This is a genomic window from Sphingomonas sp. Ag1 (assembly GCF_000980895.1).
Taxonomy (GTDB): Bacteria; Pseudomonadota; Alphaproteobacteria; order Sphingomonadales; family Sphingomonadaceae; genus Sphingomonas; species Sphingomonas panaciterrae.
In genome coordinates this window covers 87,703-104,003 of sequence record NZ_LAZX01000084.1, presented here as the reverse complement: position 1 = coordinate 104,003, position 16,301 = coordinate 87,703, and the positions used below count along the sequence as shown (strand labels likewise).

The 16,301-nt window shown below is 59.4% G+C and carries 13 protein-coding genes and 5 pseudogenes; 9 read left to right on the top strand and 9 right to left on the bottom strand.

The window, feature by feature from the left end; translation table 11 throughout:
• Together XM50_RS19580 and XM50_RS20465 are read left to right on the top strand one after the other, a co-directional pair.
• Positions 1-362, top strand: a pseudogene (locus XM50_RS19580) (integrase core domain-containing protein); the annotation flags it as partial.
• 54 nt (positions 363-416) lie between these two features.
• Positions 417-524: pseudogene (locus XM50_RS20465) on the top strand (IS630 family transposase); the annotation flags it as partial.
• A 263-nt stretch (positions 525-787) separates the two neighbouring features.
• Here the strand turns inward: XM50_RS20465 and XM50_RS20780 are convergent.
• The 7 genes and pseudogenes from XM50_RS20780 to XM50_RS05840 form a co-directional block, all read right to left on the bottom strand.
• Positions 788-1,042, bottom strand: a pseudogene (locus tag XM50_RS20780) (IS110 family transposase); the annotation flags it as partial.
• Between the two features lie 24 nt (positions 1,043-1,066).
• Complete coding sequence (locus XM50_RS05865) at positions 1,067-1,876, bottom strand: glycosyltransferase family 32 protein (RefSeq protein WP_046408141.1); 810 nt, start codon at positions 1,874-1,876, stop codon at positions 1,067-1,069.
• Between the two features lie 200 nt (positions 1,877-2,076).
• A complete protein-coding gene (locus tag XM50_RS20460; RefSeq protein WP_046408139.1) occupies positions 2,077-2,391 on the bottom strand; it encodes a hypothetical protein in 315 nt (104 codons plus the stop codon).
• Between the two features lie 178 nt (positions 2,392-2,569).
• Positions 2,570-3,610: a GGDEF domain-containing protein gene (locus XM50_RS19160; RefSeq protein WP_156167184.1), complete on the bottom strand. Its 1,041-nt coding sequence runs from the start codon at positions 3,608-3,610 to the stop codon at positions 2,570-2,572.
• A 102-nt stretch (positions 3,611-3,712) separates the two neighbouring features.
• Positions 3,713-4,522: an SLBB domain-containing protein gene (locus tag XM50_RS05850; protein WP_082102764.1), complete on the bottom strand. Its 810-nt coding sequence runs from the start codon at positions 4,520-4,522 to the stop codon at positions 3,713-3,715.
• A 17-nt stretch (positions 4,523-4,539) separates the two neighbouring features.
• Positions 4,540-5,877, bottom strand: coding sequence for an outer membrane beta-barrel protein (locus XM50_RS19570; protein WP_156167183.1), 1,338 nt, complete (start codon positions 5,875-5,877; stop codon positions 4,540-4,542).
• A gap of 184 nt (positions 5,878-6,061) precedes the next feature.
• Complete coding sequence (locus tag XM50_RS05840; RefSeq protein ID WP_156167182.1) at positions 6,062-7,228, bottom strand: GumK N-terminal domain-containing glycosyltransferase; 1,167 nt, start codon at positions 7,226-7,228, stop codon at positions 6,062-6,064.
• A 95-nt stretch (positions 7,229-7,323) separates the two neighbouring features.
• Here XM50_RS05840 and XM50_RS19565 point away from each other — a divergent pair.
• A pseudogene (locus XM50_RS19565) lies at positions 7,324-7,662 on the top strand (integrase core domain-containing protein); the annotation flags it as partial.
• 33 nt (positions 7,663-7,695) lie between these two features.
• Positions 7,696-7,851, top strand: a pseudogene (locus XM50_RS20020) (IS481 family transposase); the annotation flags it as partial.
• A gap of 274 nt (positions 7,852-8,125) precedes the next feature.
• Here XM50_RS20020 and XM50_RS05835 read toward each other — a convergent pair.
• Both XM50_RS05835 and XM50_RS19560 read right to left on the bottom strand, forming a co-directional pair.
• Positions 8,126-9,133: an IS110 family transposase gene (locus tag XM50_RS05835; RefSeq protein ID WP_046408134.1), complete on the bottom strand. Its 1,008-nt coding sequence runs from the start codon at positions 9,131-9,133 to the stop codon at positions 8,126-8,128.
• A gap of 84 nt (positions 9,134-9,217) precedes the next feature.
• Positions 9,218-9,877 (bottom strand): IS5 family transposase, encoded by a 660-nt coding sequence (locus XM50_RS19560; RefSeq protein WP_231621871.1) that lies wholly within the window; start codon positions 9,875-9,877, stop codon positions 9,218-9,220.
• Between the two features lie 351 nt (positions 9,878-10,228).
• Here XM50_RS19560 and XM50_RS19155 point away from each other — a divergent pair, with 351 nt between their 5' ends.
• The 5 genes from XM50_RS19155 to XM50_RS19550 all read left to right on the top strand — a co-directional run bounded on the left by XM50_RS19155 (position 10,229) and on the right by XM50_RS19550 (position 15,922).
• Complete coding sequence (locus XM50_RS19155) at positions 10,229-12,655, top strand: PAS domain-containing protein (RefSeq protein WP_052742451.1); 2,427 nt, start codon at positions 10,229-10,231, stop codon at positions 12,653-12,655.
• Positions 12,656-12,670: 15 nt separating this feature from the next.
• A complete protein-coding gene (locus XM50_RS05825) occupies positions 12,671-13,039 on the top strand; it encodes a response regulator (RefSeq protein ID WP_046408133.1) in 369 nt (122 codons plus the stop codon).
• A 118-nt stretch (positions 13,040-13,157) separates the two neighbouring features.
• Positions 13,158-14,030 (top strand): hypothetical protein, encoded by an 873-nt coding sequence (locus XM50_RS19150; RefSeq protein ID WP_052742450.1) that lies wholly within the window; start codon positions 13,158-13,160, stop codon positions 14,028-14,030.
• Between the two features lie 283 nt (positions 14,031-14,313).
• The gene (locus XM50_RS19555) at positions 14,314-15,006 is read left to right on the top strand and encodes an N-acetylmuramoyl-L-alanine amidase family protein (protein ID WP_082102760.1); all 693 of its coding nucleotides are present in this window, start codon (positions 14,314-14,316) and stop codon (positions 15,004-15,006) included.
• Positions 15,007-15,151: 145 nt separating this feature from the next.
• On the top strand, positions 15,152-15,922 hold the full coding sequence (locus tag XM50_RS19550; protein ID WP_197075417.1) for a WecB/TagA/CpsF family glycosyltransferase: 771 nt from the start codon (positions 15,152-15,154) through the stop codon (positions 15,920-15,922).
• Positions 15,923-16,301: the final 379 nt, after the last annotated feature.

The following is a 16,301-nucleotide window of genomic DNA, read 5'->3' as shown; positions in this document are numbered from 1 at the left end:
CCAGCGCTTCCCAATGTGCTATGGCCCGGAGTTCATTTCGAAGGCGCTCGACCGCTGGGCGGAGCAGCCCCAGGCTCCGACGATGCGAAGCATCGTTGGAAGGCTGCGGAGGGGTACGAGAACAGCGTCACGCTCGATTTCAGCCGGCCAGGCGAACCGACCGACAATGCTTCGTCGAGAGCTTCAACGGCCGCCTGCGCGACGAATGCCTCAACGCCCACTGGTTCCTGTGGCTGGCGGATGCCCGAGCAAAGATCGAGGCTTGGCGGCGGGACTATAACGAGAGCCGTCCTCACACATCGCTTGGCTGGCTGACGCCGGTCGAATATGCTGCTGCCGCGGCCAAGATCGCCGCTGAATGAACACCGCAAACTCACCCTCAGCCTGGACGAGAAACCGGGGGACCCTCACGGCATGTGGCACCCATGGTACTAGACGGGCCAATCACCCAGGGCGCCTTCTGCGCCTATGTCGACCAGGTGCTCATGCCCGAGCTGAGCCCCTGCGACGTGGTGATCATGGACATGTGTGGACGCCCCCGTTGGAGCAAGCTGAATCTTGGGATAGCCAATGGCGCGCGGATCGGGTGCTGACATGTGTCCGGCCTTTATGCGGCCATGACATGCCGCGGACCCGTATGGGAGTTCGAGGATCGGGTCCAAAACAACCTGGCGCGCTTGGATAGCGCTTGTCCATGATCTGGTTTTCCCCACCCCGTCTCACGACCGTTGCGCCATACTCTCCTTCGCCCTCAGCCTGCTCCACGGCACCCTACGACCCTGACGGCTTACGCCGCCACGGCCGGAGCTCGGTAGACCCCGCCATGGGCGAGCAGCGCCCAGACCGTTCGGGCCATTTTGTTGGCGAGTGCCACCCGCACCAGCATCGGCGGCTTGCGCGCCATCATGCTGGCCAGCCACGATCGCGGCTTTGCACCCTTACGTGACGCCCAGCCAGCGACTGCGCGTGCCCCAATGATAAGCAAGCGTCGCAATGTGCGTTTGCCCATCTTGGATGTCCGGCCCAGTCGTTCTTTGCCACCTCTCGCTTGACCATCACGGATACTCTAATCACGCAGGACGCGACGAGTAATCTGCAGAGCAGTGTATGCTCCCGCTGATAGCCGCGAGGTCAAATTGCGCGGGCTCACGATCGCATCGGTGCGCTTCAAATAGTGCCCGGAGAAAGACGGCTTATGAGATGATGCCGTAGCGTTGTATATTAAGCCGGCCTCAGCATCCGTGGCGATCCTATGGTCGTACAACGAGAGCAACGGCTGAATGGCAAGTGTGTATGCGATGGGACCGGTCACGCGGTAAGTTCCATTACCACCAGTACCATTCCGCCAAGGAGAGTAATGAGCGATGTTATTCAACACGTGTTCGATCACCGCACGCAGGAATGGATGCCCCCGCACCGTCGTGATCTGCCACTGCTGATACTCGCCGCCGGGACAGTGCGCTAGCTCGGGATGCACGCCAAAAGTCTCGCGCCCTAGCCCACGAGTCCATTGCGTCAGCAAGAACCCTGCGCTGTTCGATACGATCTCGTTCAACGGGCGATCCGCTCCGCTCTTAATGTCCAGATAGATACCGCCTTCTCGATACATGAGGAGATACCGGAATAGATCGGCGCGAGCAGCACCATAGCCCGGATTAATCTTGTGATAAAGAGCGAGCACTTCCTGACCGTACGCGGCTGCGATGTAATTTTCGACCGCCTCATTGTCGTAGAGAGTATAATTCCAGTCAGGATTGCGTGCTCTAAGTGCCGCAATCTGCCTGCCAAAGTTTTCTGGAACATTCATGGTCGGAAAGGTCTGATGAAGGTGTCGCGGAACATCTTCGCCGATAGAGTGTGTGGGCAAATCGAACATCAGCGTGCCTTTCGGCTAAGGTCAAGCTGATGCCTTATCAGCTTGACCGAAGGAGGGCCAGCGGACGGGTTTTCGGGACCGCCATCGAGAATGGACGTGTGTCCGCACCCCCTTATCGGCACGAGCTGAGCATTCGGCAGCAGGACGCTCGGTGGACACCTGCACGTAGTCCGAGTCCTGGCTCAGACCACATGGGTGGCTTACTCGTGCAGAGACATCGTGGCGCCGGATGCGGTGATGTCGAAACCGGTCAAATGCCTTCTCATTTGCGCCGGCAACTCTAAGCCGGGTACTAAATTCAGCAAGAGGCCGCGTTCCATCATCAAGCTCTTCAAGGCGCGCCTGACCGCCGCAGAGGGCAGCCAATCCCTTATTGTTTTGAGGAACTCGCTCGTCGTGGCTGGGTCGCGCTTGGTGATACGCCCACGGAGCCCAAAACTTTCCTCCGGCGTCAGCGGGAGCGACCAGTTCAGCCAGCCCATCCTGAAGGTCAGCGCAATCGTCGAATCGGGCATGAGCCATGATCTCCTGATGCAGACGACTTACCACGATTTCGGATATCATCGCGAGGACCTCACGACATTCCCAAGGCTCATTCAAGTTCTGGCCCTGCAGCCCAGATCAAGCGATACACATTGATGGCAGAGAACCGGATCGGGGCAGTGGGTCTGCTGACCACGCGAGAGCAAACGCCTAGGCTCTCGCTGTCTTGCGCGCGTACAAGTCTATGTCAGCGCGCCGTAGGACGTCGTGGATCGACTTGTCCTCTGCCAAAAGCTCTGCCGTCGCAAACGTGGCCGTCAAGCGGGAGGCGACTCCCGGCACGCGAAGCGCGGTGGTTGCCCGTGTAAGCCGGCCTATCAATCCAGCGGATGTCTGCGCCTCCACGCCAGCCAAGAGCATGCCGAATTCATCACCGCCGATACGAGCGACCAGATCGCCTTCGCGAAGCTCATCGCGCAGCATGGTTGCAAAGGCGGAGAGGACCCGGTTACCAGCCTCATGACCTTCACGGTCGTTGATCAACTTGAACCCATCTAAGTCGGCGAGGATGAGTAAAGGCGTAACACCGGGTGCCTCGCGCGCACGCTTTACCTGGGCGAGCGCCCGCGCGCCCGATTCTCGAAAAGCGCGCAAATTGGCAAGACCGGTCAACTCATCCGTTAGAGCGAGACGCTGCAGCATCGTCACACGCTGCTGTCCTGCACCAGCCAGGAGGCATATGCCAGCAAGTAAGAGAAATTGCTCACCTCCCGTCACGCGCAGCGGAAGCATGGCGACGATCACGCTTACGAGCGTCGCCACAATCACAGTGATCCGCCACCCCATTGAGCGCGGCGGCGTTGCTGTCATGCAACAGCTGATCGCGACAGCAAGGACAGCTGGCGATCCTGTCTGCGCGATGGCGAGCTGAAGAGGTGGTACCAGGATCGGCAGGGCGAACACGACGAGGCATGCAATGCCGATCGCATACGCTCTGGCCTTATCCGAGCCGGAAGCTGGCTTGGCCAACCCACCTAAACCGATCAACCCAGCGCTGATCCATAGCAGACCCGCCACCGCGTGTTCAGCTGTTTCGCTCAAGGCGGCATAAGCAGCCGCCACCATCATCGCCAGCGACCAATGCGCAACGAGCCGAGATCGGTCGATCCAAGCACGCACCCCGATGGCAATCGCGATTGCTATGAGGGCGAACAGCGCGATCGATCCGCCTTCGACATCGGATTGGAACAAGACCACCCCATGGAAATCGTCTCAAGACGTAGCCGATCCCCAAGCGCCTCGCTCGAAAGACGAGGCGCCGGTGACGATCGGCTCCGCTGCCCCGCTACAAGATCAGAGGAAGCGTTCGTGTACGAAGATCGTGTCGTTCGGCTGGACTGTGCTGTTCAGGTCGACACGCTTGATCTCCTGATCACCGCGATAGATCGAGATGCGCCGCTGTGTTCCTGCCAAGGTTGGGCCGCCCGCACGGGCGATGACCTGTCGCAGCGTCATTCCACTGCGGATGGTGAACGATCCCGGAGCATTAACCTGGCCATATACGAACACCACCGGCGCGGTCGGCACGAACAGAATGTCGCCCGACTGGATGGGAGTCGCGGTGCTCCACTCGCCAGTCAGCTTATCGAACGAGATGCGGTGCTCGACGTCATCGCCACGACGGCGCAAAATCACGTAATCGGCGCCGTTCGCTTGACCGCCCCCGGCGCGCGCAACGGCCATCGCAACGGTCAGCGGTCGGTCGATCGGGTAGACGCCAGGCGTCGCGACTTGGCCGAACATGGTTATGGAATTGCTGACGAACTGAGTGATTTCGACGTTGACCGATGGCTTGGTGAAGATGCCACCGGAACGCAACTGCTCAGTAATCTGCGCTGCGAGTTGGCGCGCCGTCCGATCGCGCGCGGCGACCGTACCCAGGAAAGGCAGTGTAATGGTGCCATCCTCCTTAATCCGGGTGCGCACAACCTGATTCTGACCAGAGCCGTAGATCGTTACTTCAACCTCGTCGTTGACGCCGAGTAGATAACCGTCAGCCGGTTGCATCGGGCTAGCCTGCACCGTGGGAGGCTCCGAGGTCTGCAAAGGTGCGTTCGCCAGGAGCGGCAACGCAGCGGCGGCAATAAGAGCGCGTAAGCTCATGACTTATCCCTTCTCACTCAGAACTGCGTGCCAATCGAACTCGACAGCACCGTTGCCTCATAATCATAAAACGAGTTTTCTGCGTCCCGCCAGCGATGACTCAGCCCAAATCCTAAGCGAAGACTGCGACTAGCCGCATAGCTGTAGTTGGCGCTAAGGGCGGTGACCTCGTCGCTGCCAATCGGCTGCCGCTCTAGGTTAAGATCCTCGCCGCGGAAGTCGCGTTTCGTCTGCCGCGCCGCAATGCCGACGCGGCTCGCACCGCTAACTTGCCAATCCACAGCGGCGCCATAGTCTTCGCGAATCACGTAGGTGGCGCCAATGCCATTCTGACTGCTCACCGCGCGCGCGGCCGTTCCGCTGACTACAAAGCGCGGCGTGATCAACCACTCAACTTTCCCATCGTAAGAGGCGCCGACAAAATTTTCGACTCCCACGCGCGTGGGATTGGCTTCCGTGATGCCGGCTGCGAGATTGAACCGAATTCGCGGTGATACCGCCCTGGTTAGCCCAAGCAACAGGCTACGAATATCTGTTCCATCTTCGAAACCAATCAGATCGGCAATGTTTGGTCGGCGAAGCTGTTGAGCGGTTGCGACTAATGCAAGCGTTCCCAAGCCAGGCTTGGCATAGCTTACACCAATTTGCTCTCTAAACTGGTAGGAATCAAAAATACTTAACCCATTGCTTCGGTTCGAGCTGTAGGATAGCGAACCGATTGGCGAGAAGCCTGCTGCTCTTGGGCAACTACCGGTTAACGAATAAGACTGGTTCCGCGTACTAGATCCAACTGTCTCTTGAGTGTCATCCAATTCAAACTGGAATTGTCGGAATTGTACATCAAGCCCAGCAGAGCAGATCGCACCGACTGGCGCGCGGGCAGTGCCGCCAAAGTCGATCCGGCTGCGGTTTAGAAAACGATAGCGGCTATTGAAGTCATAGCCGGCCGACCCGTCCGCGGTCAGAGCTACACGCCCGAACGCGCGGCGAATACGGAAATCGATCCCCGGCGTAACGCGCACATTATCGCCCGCATCGCCTACGTCAAAGGAGCGTAGCACGTTACTATCGTAGACAGTCCTAACACTGGGTACGATCGTAAAGCGTGGCTGGTTGTCTGCCGAAGCTTGGCTCAGCGGCGATCCGCTGAGTGAGACTTGGCCAACTGCCGGACTTGCCTCAGAATGCTGAGCAATGACCGTCTGCGCCTCCGCACAGCCAGCAAAAACGGAACCGATCACGATCAAGACGTGGGCAGCATTCCGCCAGCAAAGCGGACCAAAAAGGGTAAGCTCACGATGCAGCGTGACGCACGACATTTTTTCAGCTCCCCCCTTCAAGCTGCTGCCTGCCACACTGGAAGGCCCCCAACCTACATATGACCATCGGAGATTACTGGCAATCAGAGGGATGGCGGGCCGTCAGCAATCCTTGCAAATACCCGCCTTCACTACACGGATATCGGGAATCGGATGGCTACATCGACAGCTTCTATCCTGGCTACACAGGCTCTCTGCTCCTTGATCACTTGGGGCCAGGTCAGCGTCGCGGAGCGGAGGCGATTGCCTCGATCAGTAGGTCGGCAACTTCGTCCCATCCGCGAATAGATCGTCCGTACTCGCGCGATTTGCCCTTTGCGAACGCGAGTGCGGCCGCCTTGGCAACGTCACCGGGGCGGTCGCGATTGTATAGGACGAAGTTTTCGCCATCGATGCCGAGCTGACGCGCGAGCAGGATTGGCAGCCCGCAGTAACTGTACTGCTGGATCTTGAGGCTGGACTGGACGAGGTAGTCCGCCCCTTCAACCGCCCGATAAGGCGCAAGGCCAACATCGGCGTGAACGATGAACGGCAGCGTCCGTTCAAAGGGCAGTTCGCCATGCACGATGACGTTAGCGGGCGGGTCGGTCATGGCCGCGCCGATCACGTGGATGGTGGCACCCTTTTTAGCCGCCGCGGCCGCGATCTCGCGCACGGCAGCGTCGTCGAACAACATGTTGCCGACTGACACGATGTTGCGCGTCCCCGCCACGTAAGGGGAGGGCAGGTCGAAGCGTATCTTCTCCTTGTCGACGCCTTGAGGCACGTAGCAGCCATTAGCGCCCGCGGGCAAATAGGCGAGCAACGCCTCCGCATTGGTCCGTACAAGGTCGAAGCGGGGTAGCACGCGATTGTTTAGCGCCAGCGTCTCTCGTCGAAACCCGACCAGATCGAGCCGATCATTGTAAAAGGCGATGAAGTGCGCCTGCGGATTGAGCTGCTTGAGCACATCGAAGAAATACGGGGCGTATCCGCACTCCAGGATGATCACCTCTGCGGCTCGTGCAGCGGCTTGCGTCCAACCGTCAACACGGCGCCCATACAGCCGCTCGAGTGGCTGCGTCAGCCGCTCCGCGATCGGCGAGCCGCTGAGGGGATGAAACGCTTCACGATGAACGTGCGCGTGGATGTTCGGCGGGTTCACACTATCCCGAGCCGCGGAGTTTGCCGACTGGACGTAGCGACGCGTATCGCCCTTGATCCGCTGCTTGAGCCAGCTCTGCCCGAAGGTGACGAAGTCGACATGATGCCCTTTGGCGGCAAGCGCTTTGGCGAAGCGGTGCATTCCTGCATCGCGGTAGGTGGGCGCGAAAAAATGCGCCGTGCCGATCAGAAATCTCATGCTGTCTTGCCCTTGCCACGCCGAATCAAAAAAGAACCCGATCAACCTGTTCGCTGCCAATCGGACAGTGCAACACCACCGCTAACGCGTAAACGCCGCACCTACCAACGCAAGGGAATCGGGTTTCCTAACAGCCGGCGCCCAAGTTCAGCATCACTACCGCAGTCCAGAAATGGCTCGGCCAGGTCGGCGTAAAGACGCTCTACATCGCGCCGGGCTCGCCATGGGAAAACGGATACAACGAGAGCCTCAACGGCTCGCTTCGCGACGAACTGCTCAACGGCGAAATCTTCTACAGCCTCGCCGAGGCCAGGGTGCTGATCGAGGCGTGGCGCCGTCATTACAACACTGTCCGTCCCCACAGCAGCCTCGGCTACCGGCCACCCGCCCCGGAAGCGGCGACACCGCCATTGCCGGCCTCCGGTTCCGCTTCGCTCCACCTCCAACCGGCAATGGCGGCGGAGACAACAATGCACTAACTATGAAACCGGACTACCCGGGGGGGGCTACTCAACCTCGCCGATTTCGTTGCGGCCTACAACTTCGCCCGGCGGTTAAAGACGCTCCGGGGCCTCACACCTTACCAAGCCATCTGCAAAGCATGGACCGATGACCCCAGCCGGTTTATCTCAAATCCGCACCAGCAATCACTGGGACCAAACATCTAGCTGTGGACCTTATAGTGCTAGGGCTCAGATCTGTAATTTGCAGTCGCTCGGCGGTTGTCCCTTGAGGGTCTCAAGGATCTGTCCGCACTCGCCGGCCTGGGGGTCGGTGGTGCTGTATCGGGTCTCACAAGGCCGGACGTTGCATTGACTCGAAGCGGGCTTGAAGGCCCATCTGATAACCTTCGCAGATCGTCCGTCCCTGCGTTCCCTCTCGGGACACCGCCATCGGGTCAGCTTGAGAGCGTCACCGCTGGCGAACTGGTTCTACCGTATCTCAGGCTTCGAACAAAGTGCCGTCACGCAGCATGGCGTGCATGATGACGGCGAGACGACGGGCAAGCGCGACGCGGGCCTTCTTGAGCCCTCGCCGTTTCGCGATCTTGAGCGCCCAGGTCTTCAGCGCGAACGGCTGCTTGGTGCGGGTCAGGATCGAATTGGCGGCTTCGTAGAGGAGCTTGCGGACGGTTCCGTCGCCCTGCTTGGTTATCCGGCCCGTCCAGTCGAGCTCGCCCGACTGGTGCCGACGTGGGACGAGGCCGAAGTAGGCGCCTGCTGTGCGCGACCGCTTGAAACGGTCTGCCTCATCAACTGCTGCTGCAAAGGCGGCGGAGGTCTGCACACCGACACCCGGGATGCTCATGAGCGCCTGGCATGACGGAGACGCGGCGCTGATCGCCTTGAGCTCGCGATCCATGCGGCGGATCTCGTCAACCAGCCCGATCCGCGCCCGGAGCAACGAGGCTATCGCTTCGCCGAGGCCCGGGATGGCAACGGCAGCCTGCACGCGCGCGAGGAAACGCTCGCCTTGGCCAGCTCCCGGCCTGATCCCGAAAGTGGCACAGAGACCCCGGATGGTGTTGTCGAGCCGGACGCGCGCCTCGACGAGGTGCGAGCGAGCGGTGATCACCGAACGTACGCCGTGCGCAGTCGGCGACTTAACATGCACCTCCTTGAAGAAGCCCGTTCGCGCCAGCTGAGCCAAGCCAGCGGCATCATGTGGATCGGTCTTGTTCGCCTTCATCGCCTTCAGGCTCTGATGGGCCTGCCGTGCATCGATACAGACGATAGGGACACCCAGCTCTTGCAGGCCCCGCGCGATCCACGGCGTCATCCGGCCAGTCTCGATCACGGCGCGCTCCACCGGTCCGTGATGCTCCAGCAGCGCCGCAATTGCCTCCGGCGTGCTGTTCACGCATTGGGCCGCAATCTTGCGCCCATCGGCGTCGACGATGCAGACGTGCGATGTTTCCATCGACAAGTCGATTCCGGCATAGTGCTTCATGGCTGCTTCCTTCCTTCAGGTCCGACAACCAGAAGGTGCGCCGCTCAGCCGGCCCGGGGAAGCAGCCACAAATTACACGATGACTCATTCACAGCCAGAAGGCGAGAGCCGTTGCGGGGGCAACGCCCGCGAGGAAGTTGGCGGCGGGCTTGTCGTAGCGTGTGGTGACCCGACGGAAGTCCCTGAGGCGGCAGAAGGCATTCTCGACCAGGTGGCGACCGCGGTAGTGCCCCTTGTCGTAGCGAGTGATCCGCTTGCGGTTACCTCGGCCAGGGATGACCTGGACGGGCCAGCGTCTCGCAGTGAGCGCCGCAACTGGTTAGCATCGTAGCCCTTGTCGGCAAGCAGATAGCGCATGCGCCCGGCGCGTTGGAGAAGTGCGGGAGCGGCCTTGATGTCGCTGACGATGCCGGCGGTGAGCATCAGCGCATAGGGGCGGCCGACGACGTCGCGAGCGCGTGGACCTTGGTCGTCCAGCCACCGCGTGCTTGTACCGCCGCCCCTTTTTGCGCCAAAGGCGGCGCGTTGCGCCTTCACGTAGGTGCTGTCGATCGCGGTGCTCCTCGTTACCGCGTCGGCATCGACCAGCGCGTTCAGCAGCTTCAGCCAGAAGCCCCGGTGCGACCAGCGGTTGAACCGGTTGTACACCGTCGTCGACGGGCCGTAGTCGGCCGGGCAGTCGCACCAGCAACAGCCAACCTTGAGCACATACAGGATGCCGGAGATCACCCGCCGGTCGTCCACGCGCCGGGCGCCGGGGCTGGTTCTTGGGCAAGTGCGGCTCGATCGTCGCCCACGCCTCGTCCAACAACCATAACAGCGTCATGCCATACCTCCCATGATCCACGCCGCAGTGGATCAGGCGAGCCGCTCCGCCCCAGTCCGCTGGTTGATTTTGAGTCCTAGGCCTTAAGTCTTGTGGCCCCGCGAAAAGCCGAAAGGTGAAGAGAGCGCTTTCGCCGCCGCAGAAATATTACCACGAACGAAGCATTATAAGGCTCCGGCGATTTCGGGCTTTCATAACGCTGGACTTGACGTAAATGTTCTGTTTACCATTAATTTCGGCGATGCATCTGCGCGCAGGAGAGATTTGCAATGCCGGATCGTCATAAGAAGAGGGCGCGGCCGCAGATCCTGTCTGACTTTGGCGAGTTCGCTCGCCGCTCCGAAAACCTCAATGGCGCGCTCTTTGAGGCTTGCCGGGTTGTCGGAGAAGCGCTTGGCACCGGTCGTGCCAGCGTGCTGGAAAAACAGGAAGGCGGTAACGAGCTACTGCTACGCGCCAGTTTCGGATGGCCGCACGATTCCAGCGGCACTCTCCGTGTTCCTGTGGATGATCCTTCGTACGAGACGTTTTTTGCGAAGTCAGACGGGCCTGTACTTGCCTGCAACGTTGACTCCGATGATCGCTTCGACACGTCCGCCTACCTGCAAGCTGCGAACCTTAAGGCATTTGCAAGCGCCCCGATATTCGCGGCTGGTGCGCGCCATTATGGAAGCATTCAGGTCGACAGCGACGATCCGCGTGAGTTCGATCCGGATGACATTCAATTCCTGCGAGTCATAGCCCTCTTTATCGGAATGATGGTTGACCGGCTTGATCTGACAGCCAAACAGCTTGGGATTGAGCGCAAGCGTTCAGCAGATCTGAACGCCATGGAAGAGCTGCAAAGTGTCAGTAGTGAACTCGTCGGTGAGCACGAACCGCGGGCCCTCTACCAGCGCATCGTGGAAGCCGCTTCCGCGCTTATGCAGTCCGATGCGGCCAGCATCCAAGCGCCAGCTACCTCTTCTTGTAAGCTGGGGCTACTCGCCTCGCAGGGCCTACATGAAAAAACGGCGGAGGCCTGGCGGTCGGTGCAGACAAACACAGACAGCCCTCCTGAACGGGCGCTGCGCACCGGCGAGCGAGTCACCGTGCCCGACATCGACAAACTGGAGGGCGATCGGATGTATGTCGAGGCGACCCACCTTTCCAACATCCTGTCGCTCCAGGCAACGCCTCTGATTTCGTTCAACGGACAAATAGTAGGTGTACTGTCCACTTACTGGCGTGAACGCCATCACTTATCTGCAGATAGCTATAGATTCTTTGATGTACTGGCCCGGCTGGCGGCCGACTTGCTCGATAGAATGCATATAAATGAAAAGGTGCGTGAGAGCGAGCAGCGCCTGCAACAATTTGGTGAAGCGTCACAGGATGTCTTGTGGCTACGCGATGCGCGAACACTACAATGGCTTTACCTGACACCAGCTTTTGAGGCTATATACGGGATTAATCGTGAAGATGCCTTGACCGGAGATAATTATAGCAGCTGGCTGCAACTAATAGTCCCCGAAGACCGACCGATAGCGCAAGAGGCTGTGCAACGGGTTCTCCGCGGTGACCGCACGACCTTTGACTACCGCATTCAACGTCCAGTTGATGGAGCCATTCGGTGGCTTCGCGACACTGACTTCCCAATCACCAATGTGTCAGGCGAAATCACGGTGTTCGGTGGAGTTGGTCATGATTTGACCGAGCTTCGCGAGACAGAGTTGCGGCTCCGGACGTTGGTAGAAGGCATTCCGCAACTCGTGTGGCGCGCCGTGGGCAAGGGAGAATGGACTTGGGCCAGTCCGCAATGGACTGAGTTCACCGGCCAGGAAGAATCTGACAGCCACGGCTCCAATTGGCTCAGGTCACTGCATCCTGACGATGTTGGGATCGCGAGACAAGCATGGTCCACAGCAATCCATTCGGGTGGCTTCGAAGTCGAGTATCGCATCCGCCACGCGGCAAGTCAAAGCTATCGCTGGTTCAAGACCCGCGCGACTCCGGTTCGGGACGATAATGGAGTGGTCGTTGAGTGGCTTGGGACATCTACTGACATCGACGCGCTGCACACCCTACAGGCTCGTCAGCGTGTATTGGTAACAGAACTCCAGCACCGAACCTTCAATCTCATCAGTATCATACGCGACATGGTTGATGAGGCAGTTAGATCAAGCGACAGCCTGCATGACTTCGAGATCAAACTTCGAGATAGACTGGGTGCACTTGCCCGCGTTCAACGGCTCCTATCGCGCTTGAACGAGGGTGACCACGTTTTCTTCGATGAGCTGATCCGAAATGAACTGGCTGCGGTGGGCGCTTTGGACAATGGAGAACAACGTGTAAGCCTTCAGGGACCAGACGGCGTGGCCCTGCGCCCCGCCGCCTTGCAGGCTTTTGCAATGGTGCTTCACGAACTCACTACCAATGCCGTGAAGTACGGAGCGTTGAAACAGTCTGCTAGCAAGCTGAAGATCGCATGGGCAATTGATCAGGCGATTGATGACACCGGTCCATGGCTACGTGTCGATTGGCAGGAGACGGACGTGATAATGCCAAATCCTGGCGGCGAACCTCTTGGCACCGGACAAGGACGCATCCTGATTGAAGAAGCGCTGCCATACCAGTTCAATGCTCGCACAACCTTCGCTTTGACGCCAGACGGGGTCAGGTGCTCCATAGCACTTCCTATGTCCGCCTTGGCCTAAAGAAAATTCGTACGCATGGGCAGCCTTGATCAGCATCGCATCTTAGTTGTCGAGGACGAGTTCATTCTCGCCCGAGGTCTCAGTCGTGCACTTGAAGAGTTAGACGCTATCGTGCTTGGTCCCGATTCTTCCATCAAGACCGCTCTTGATCGGGTCGAGCGCGAGCACAGGATAGACGTGGCCGTGCTAGACGTTAACTTGAACGGCGAGTTCTCCTTTCCGGTAGCCGATGCTCTAATTGCCCGCAGGATACCGTTCATTTTCGTAACCGGGTACGACGAGGCCGTTACGCGTGACCGGTATCCTGATGTTCCCAAGTGCAACAAGCCCTACGTGATTGGAAGCTTACTAACGATGATTCAGGCGGCCCTTTCCAGACAGTGATGCCCGAGACGCTGCCAGATCGCTGCGCACCAAGGCGGAAGCGGGCAGCACGTTCGACAGTCGTCCGGCTGACGAAATAGGTTTCTTACGTTGAAATCGGGGGGAAATAGGAGGTGCCATGTTACGCGTTGCACAAGCCATCGTCGCCGTTGCCGCCATTACCGCAATGGCTGCCTGTGCCTTCCGGCCCAGGGAGGTGGCGGTCGCAGTACCGCAGCAGGCGCCGGCACCAGTGCCCGTCTATGCCACCCCGCCGATTACCCCTATTAACCGTGGCCTCTCGCCGGCCGCGACGGTGTGGCACATGCGCGTCGCACTTAACGTCGCCGCGCTCGCCTGTCGCGGTGGACAGGAGGCAGCGATCGTACAGCGCTACAATAGGATGCTTGCGACGCACAAAGCCACGCTAGCAAGCGCTGCGATCGCACTGGAGGGCCAGTACCGCGCAAGCGGCGGCGACTGGCAGGACCGCTACGATGATGCGATGACCAGGCTGTACAATTTCTTCTCGCAGGCACAGGTGCGCGATGCATTCTGCAACGCTGCGGCGGCGACCCTGACAGAAAGCGAGCGATTGATGCCCGATGAGCTGCAGGCGTTCGCTGGCGCCGTACTGCCCCGGCTGGACGCTCCATTTGCCGAGATGCTGGCGCCGCGCCCAGTAATCGCCCTCGCCGCACCCGTGCCCCGCCCCCTTGCGGCAGGAGCGGGGCCGCCAAACACCTTGGCGACACCCACATCGGCGCTGCGCCCAGCTGCTGTGCTCCAACCCGACAGTACGTCAGCGTCAGTCGGTACGCAGGCGGTTGCCCCAACCGCTGTTGCAACACTGGTCGCCACCGCTGGCGCGCCTGTTGCAGCCTCGCGGCAGCGGGCAACAGCGGCGCCGGCAGTCGGCACGCGCGCACCGGCTACCCGCGCTGCGCCAGCACCCGCCGTGGGTACGCGCGCGCCGTGGATCCAGATTGACGACAGCGTACTGCGAAACTGACAACAGGAACTTAACCGAGCTATCCAGGTCGCAATCCCGTTATCACATCTGGCGCCGCGATGAGAAATGCTGGGACATCCACGCCTGCAACATAGCATGCAATTTGGTGGCCTGTACCGCGATGACTTAATCGTGACGCCATCTCGCCATAGCCCCTTTCCGAGGTTTTCTACGCGGGCTATAGCGACAGAGTCACTTTGGACGGTAACAGCACTGCGAATGGAAGACAACAAGGGCTGACCAACCAGTTCAAGGAGTGTGGGTAATCCTTACTTCGTTTCTAATGGCGCTGTCTATTGGGATGTGCGGAACATCACTTCCGCGCGCACACTTTTCGATTGTCATTGATCCCGGACACGGCGGACGAGACGTTGGGGCACCCGCTGGTATTCGAGGTAGGTATGAAAAGGAAGTGGCGCTCTCAATATCGAAACTGCTGGCAAATCGCCTCGCTAGTAAAAGGAATGTGTCGGTCACTTTAACTCGCGGCGATGATCGTTTCCTTAGCCTTACGGAACGCCGAAAGATAATCACGTCATGCAAGCCAAACCTTGCTGTATCAGTTCATGCCGACAGCGGACCACCGAGTGCCCGGGGCGCTTCCGTGTACGTGTTGAACGAAACTGGTGAAGCCGTCGTGGTTGGCCGCCTCGCGGGCCGAGGGACGAATAGCAGCGACGATGAGGATTTGACCTACCTACTGGCACATCTGGAACAGCGAGCGTCGGTCAACTTCGCGGCATCTCTGGCCGCCGACATTCACCGTTCTCTGGGTGCCAGTGACACTTATGCCCGCAGGCCGAGAACGGCTAATTTCGCGATGTTGAAGTCGGCGGGAATACCATCAATTCTGATCGAAACCGGTTTTATATCCAACAACGACGACGCAACACGGTTGCTTGATCCGGCCTACCAAGCAGATATTGCTGATGCTATTGCAGCACCAATCTTGGAAGTCGCTCGACGGCGTAGATGATGCTCCGCCAAGCACGCCCGCGATGAAGCCCAGCGCCCCGTTCCGCAGCCAGTTATCGGATCATGACCCTAGACACGCCTGGCGCTTTCTGGTCTTGCACTGACCGGCGGTGATTGACGCCGTCCTCAGTGCGGTGGAGCTAAGCGTGACGACTTCGATCAACACTCGAAGGATCGGCCGCGTCGACGTAGCTGTATTAGACCGCGCAACGGCGCTATCGTTGGTCACTTCGGCAATCACCGGCAAACGTCCATGGCTGGTCTGTTTTGCCAACGCACATACTGTCAATATCGCTCGGCAGAACGAGCGTTTCGTCAAAGCACTAGATTCCGCGCTCGTGCTGAATGACGGCATCGGCGTTGAGCTAGCCAGCCGCTGGCTATACCGACAACCTTTTCCCGACAATCTGAACGGAACCGATTTTACCCCAGACCTGCTGCAAGGTTTACCTCCGGGAACCTCGATATTTCTCCTGGGTGGGCCGACCGGCGCCGCCGAACGCGCCAGTGATGCAATCCTGGAGCGACACCCTCATCTGATCATTGCAGGCACACACCACGGATTTTTCGCGGAAGCGAAAGATGGAGAGGTAAGCAAGCAGATCCGCGCGTCTGGCGCCGATCTCGTGCTCGCAGCCATGGGAAATCCGCGTCAGGAGTTATGGGCCGCCGCGCAGATCGAAGCGCTCGGCATTCCGGTTTTATGCGTAGGAGCGCTTCTTGACTTCTATGCCGGCAAGGCACGTCGAGCACCGATGTGGGTACGGCGCAACAAGTTGGAGTGGGTTTGGCGCCTTATGCTGGAGCCACGCCGGCTGGCGCGACGTTACCTAATCGGCAATCCAAGTTTCTTAGCGAATACGTTCCGCGCCCGCCCCCATGAGGGTAGATTCACGCCCCCCGATGCGCGCTCCTAGCTGTAGCCAATCGTCGGCGAGCGGGCATAAAGAACGCCTTAAAAGCGCGATGAGATTGCGCTGATGCAATAACCTGTGCACCGGCAAGACAGTTCTTGCCCTCGGACGGAGGGAAGGCACCGGGTAGACTGCCGATGCGCTTTCGAGCTGTTCCTGGGTGCATTCGCGTCTCAGGGTGGACGCTTCTGCGCCTGGCTGACACCTGACCGATTACGTCAGGTCGGCAACGAATCAGATCTCATCTTCGACCATCTTCAGATTGAAAGCGCGCATTACTGCGTGCGAACATCATGATGGCGTAGACCAAGTCCCATTTCGGGATTCTTAAGCCACTCACATGACGGACTTTTCTTGTTTCCGCTGCTGCCTTTATCCGCTG

Bases quoted from the DNA above. Each gene is read 5' to 3' on its own strand.
- XM50_RS19150 (WP_052742450.1), top strand. From the start codon at position 13,158: ATGTTACGCGTTGCACAAGCCATCGTCGCCGTTGCCGCCATTACCGCA.
- XM50_RS05865 (WP_046408141.1), bottom strand. From the start codon at position 1,876: ATGTTCGATTTGCCCACACACTCTATCGGCGAAGATGTTCCGCGACAC.
- XM50_RS05850 (WP_082102764.1), bottom strand. From the start codon at position 4,522: ATGAGCTTACGCGCTCTTATTGCCGCCGCTGCGTTGCCGCTCCTGGCG.
- XM50_RS20460 (WP_046408139.1), bottom strand. From the start codon at position 2,391: ATGCCCGATTCGACGATTGCGCTGACCTTCAGGATGGGCTGGCTGAAC.
- XM50_RS19555 (WP_082102760.1), top strand. From the start codon at position 14,314: ATGGCGCTGTCTATTGGGATGTGCGGAACATCACTTCCGCGCGCACAC.
- XM50_RS05835 (WP_046408134.1), bottom strand. From the start codon at position 9,133: ATGAAGCACTATGCCGGAATCGACTTGTCGATGGAAACATCGCACGTC.
- XM50_RS05825 (WP_046408133.1), top strand. From the start codon at position 12,671: ATGGGCAGCCTTGATCAGCATCGCATCTTAGTTGTCGAGGACGAGTTC.
- XM50_RS19155 (WP_052742451.1), top strand. From the start codon at position 10,229: ATGCCGGATCGTCATAAGAAGAGGGCGCGGCCGCAGATCCTGTCTGAC.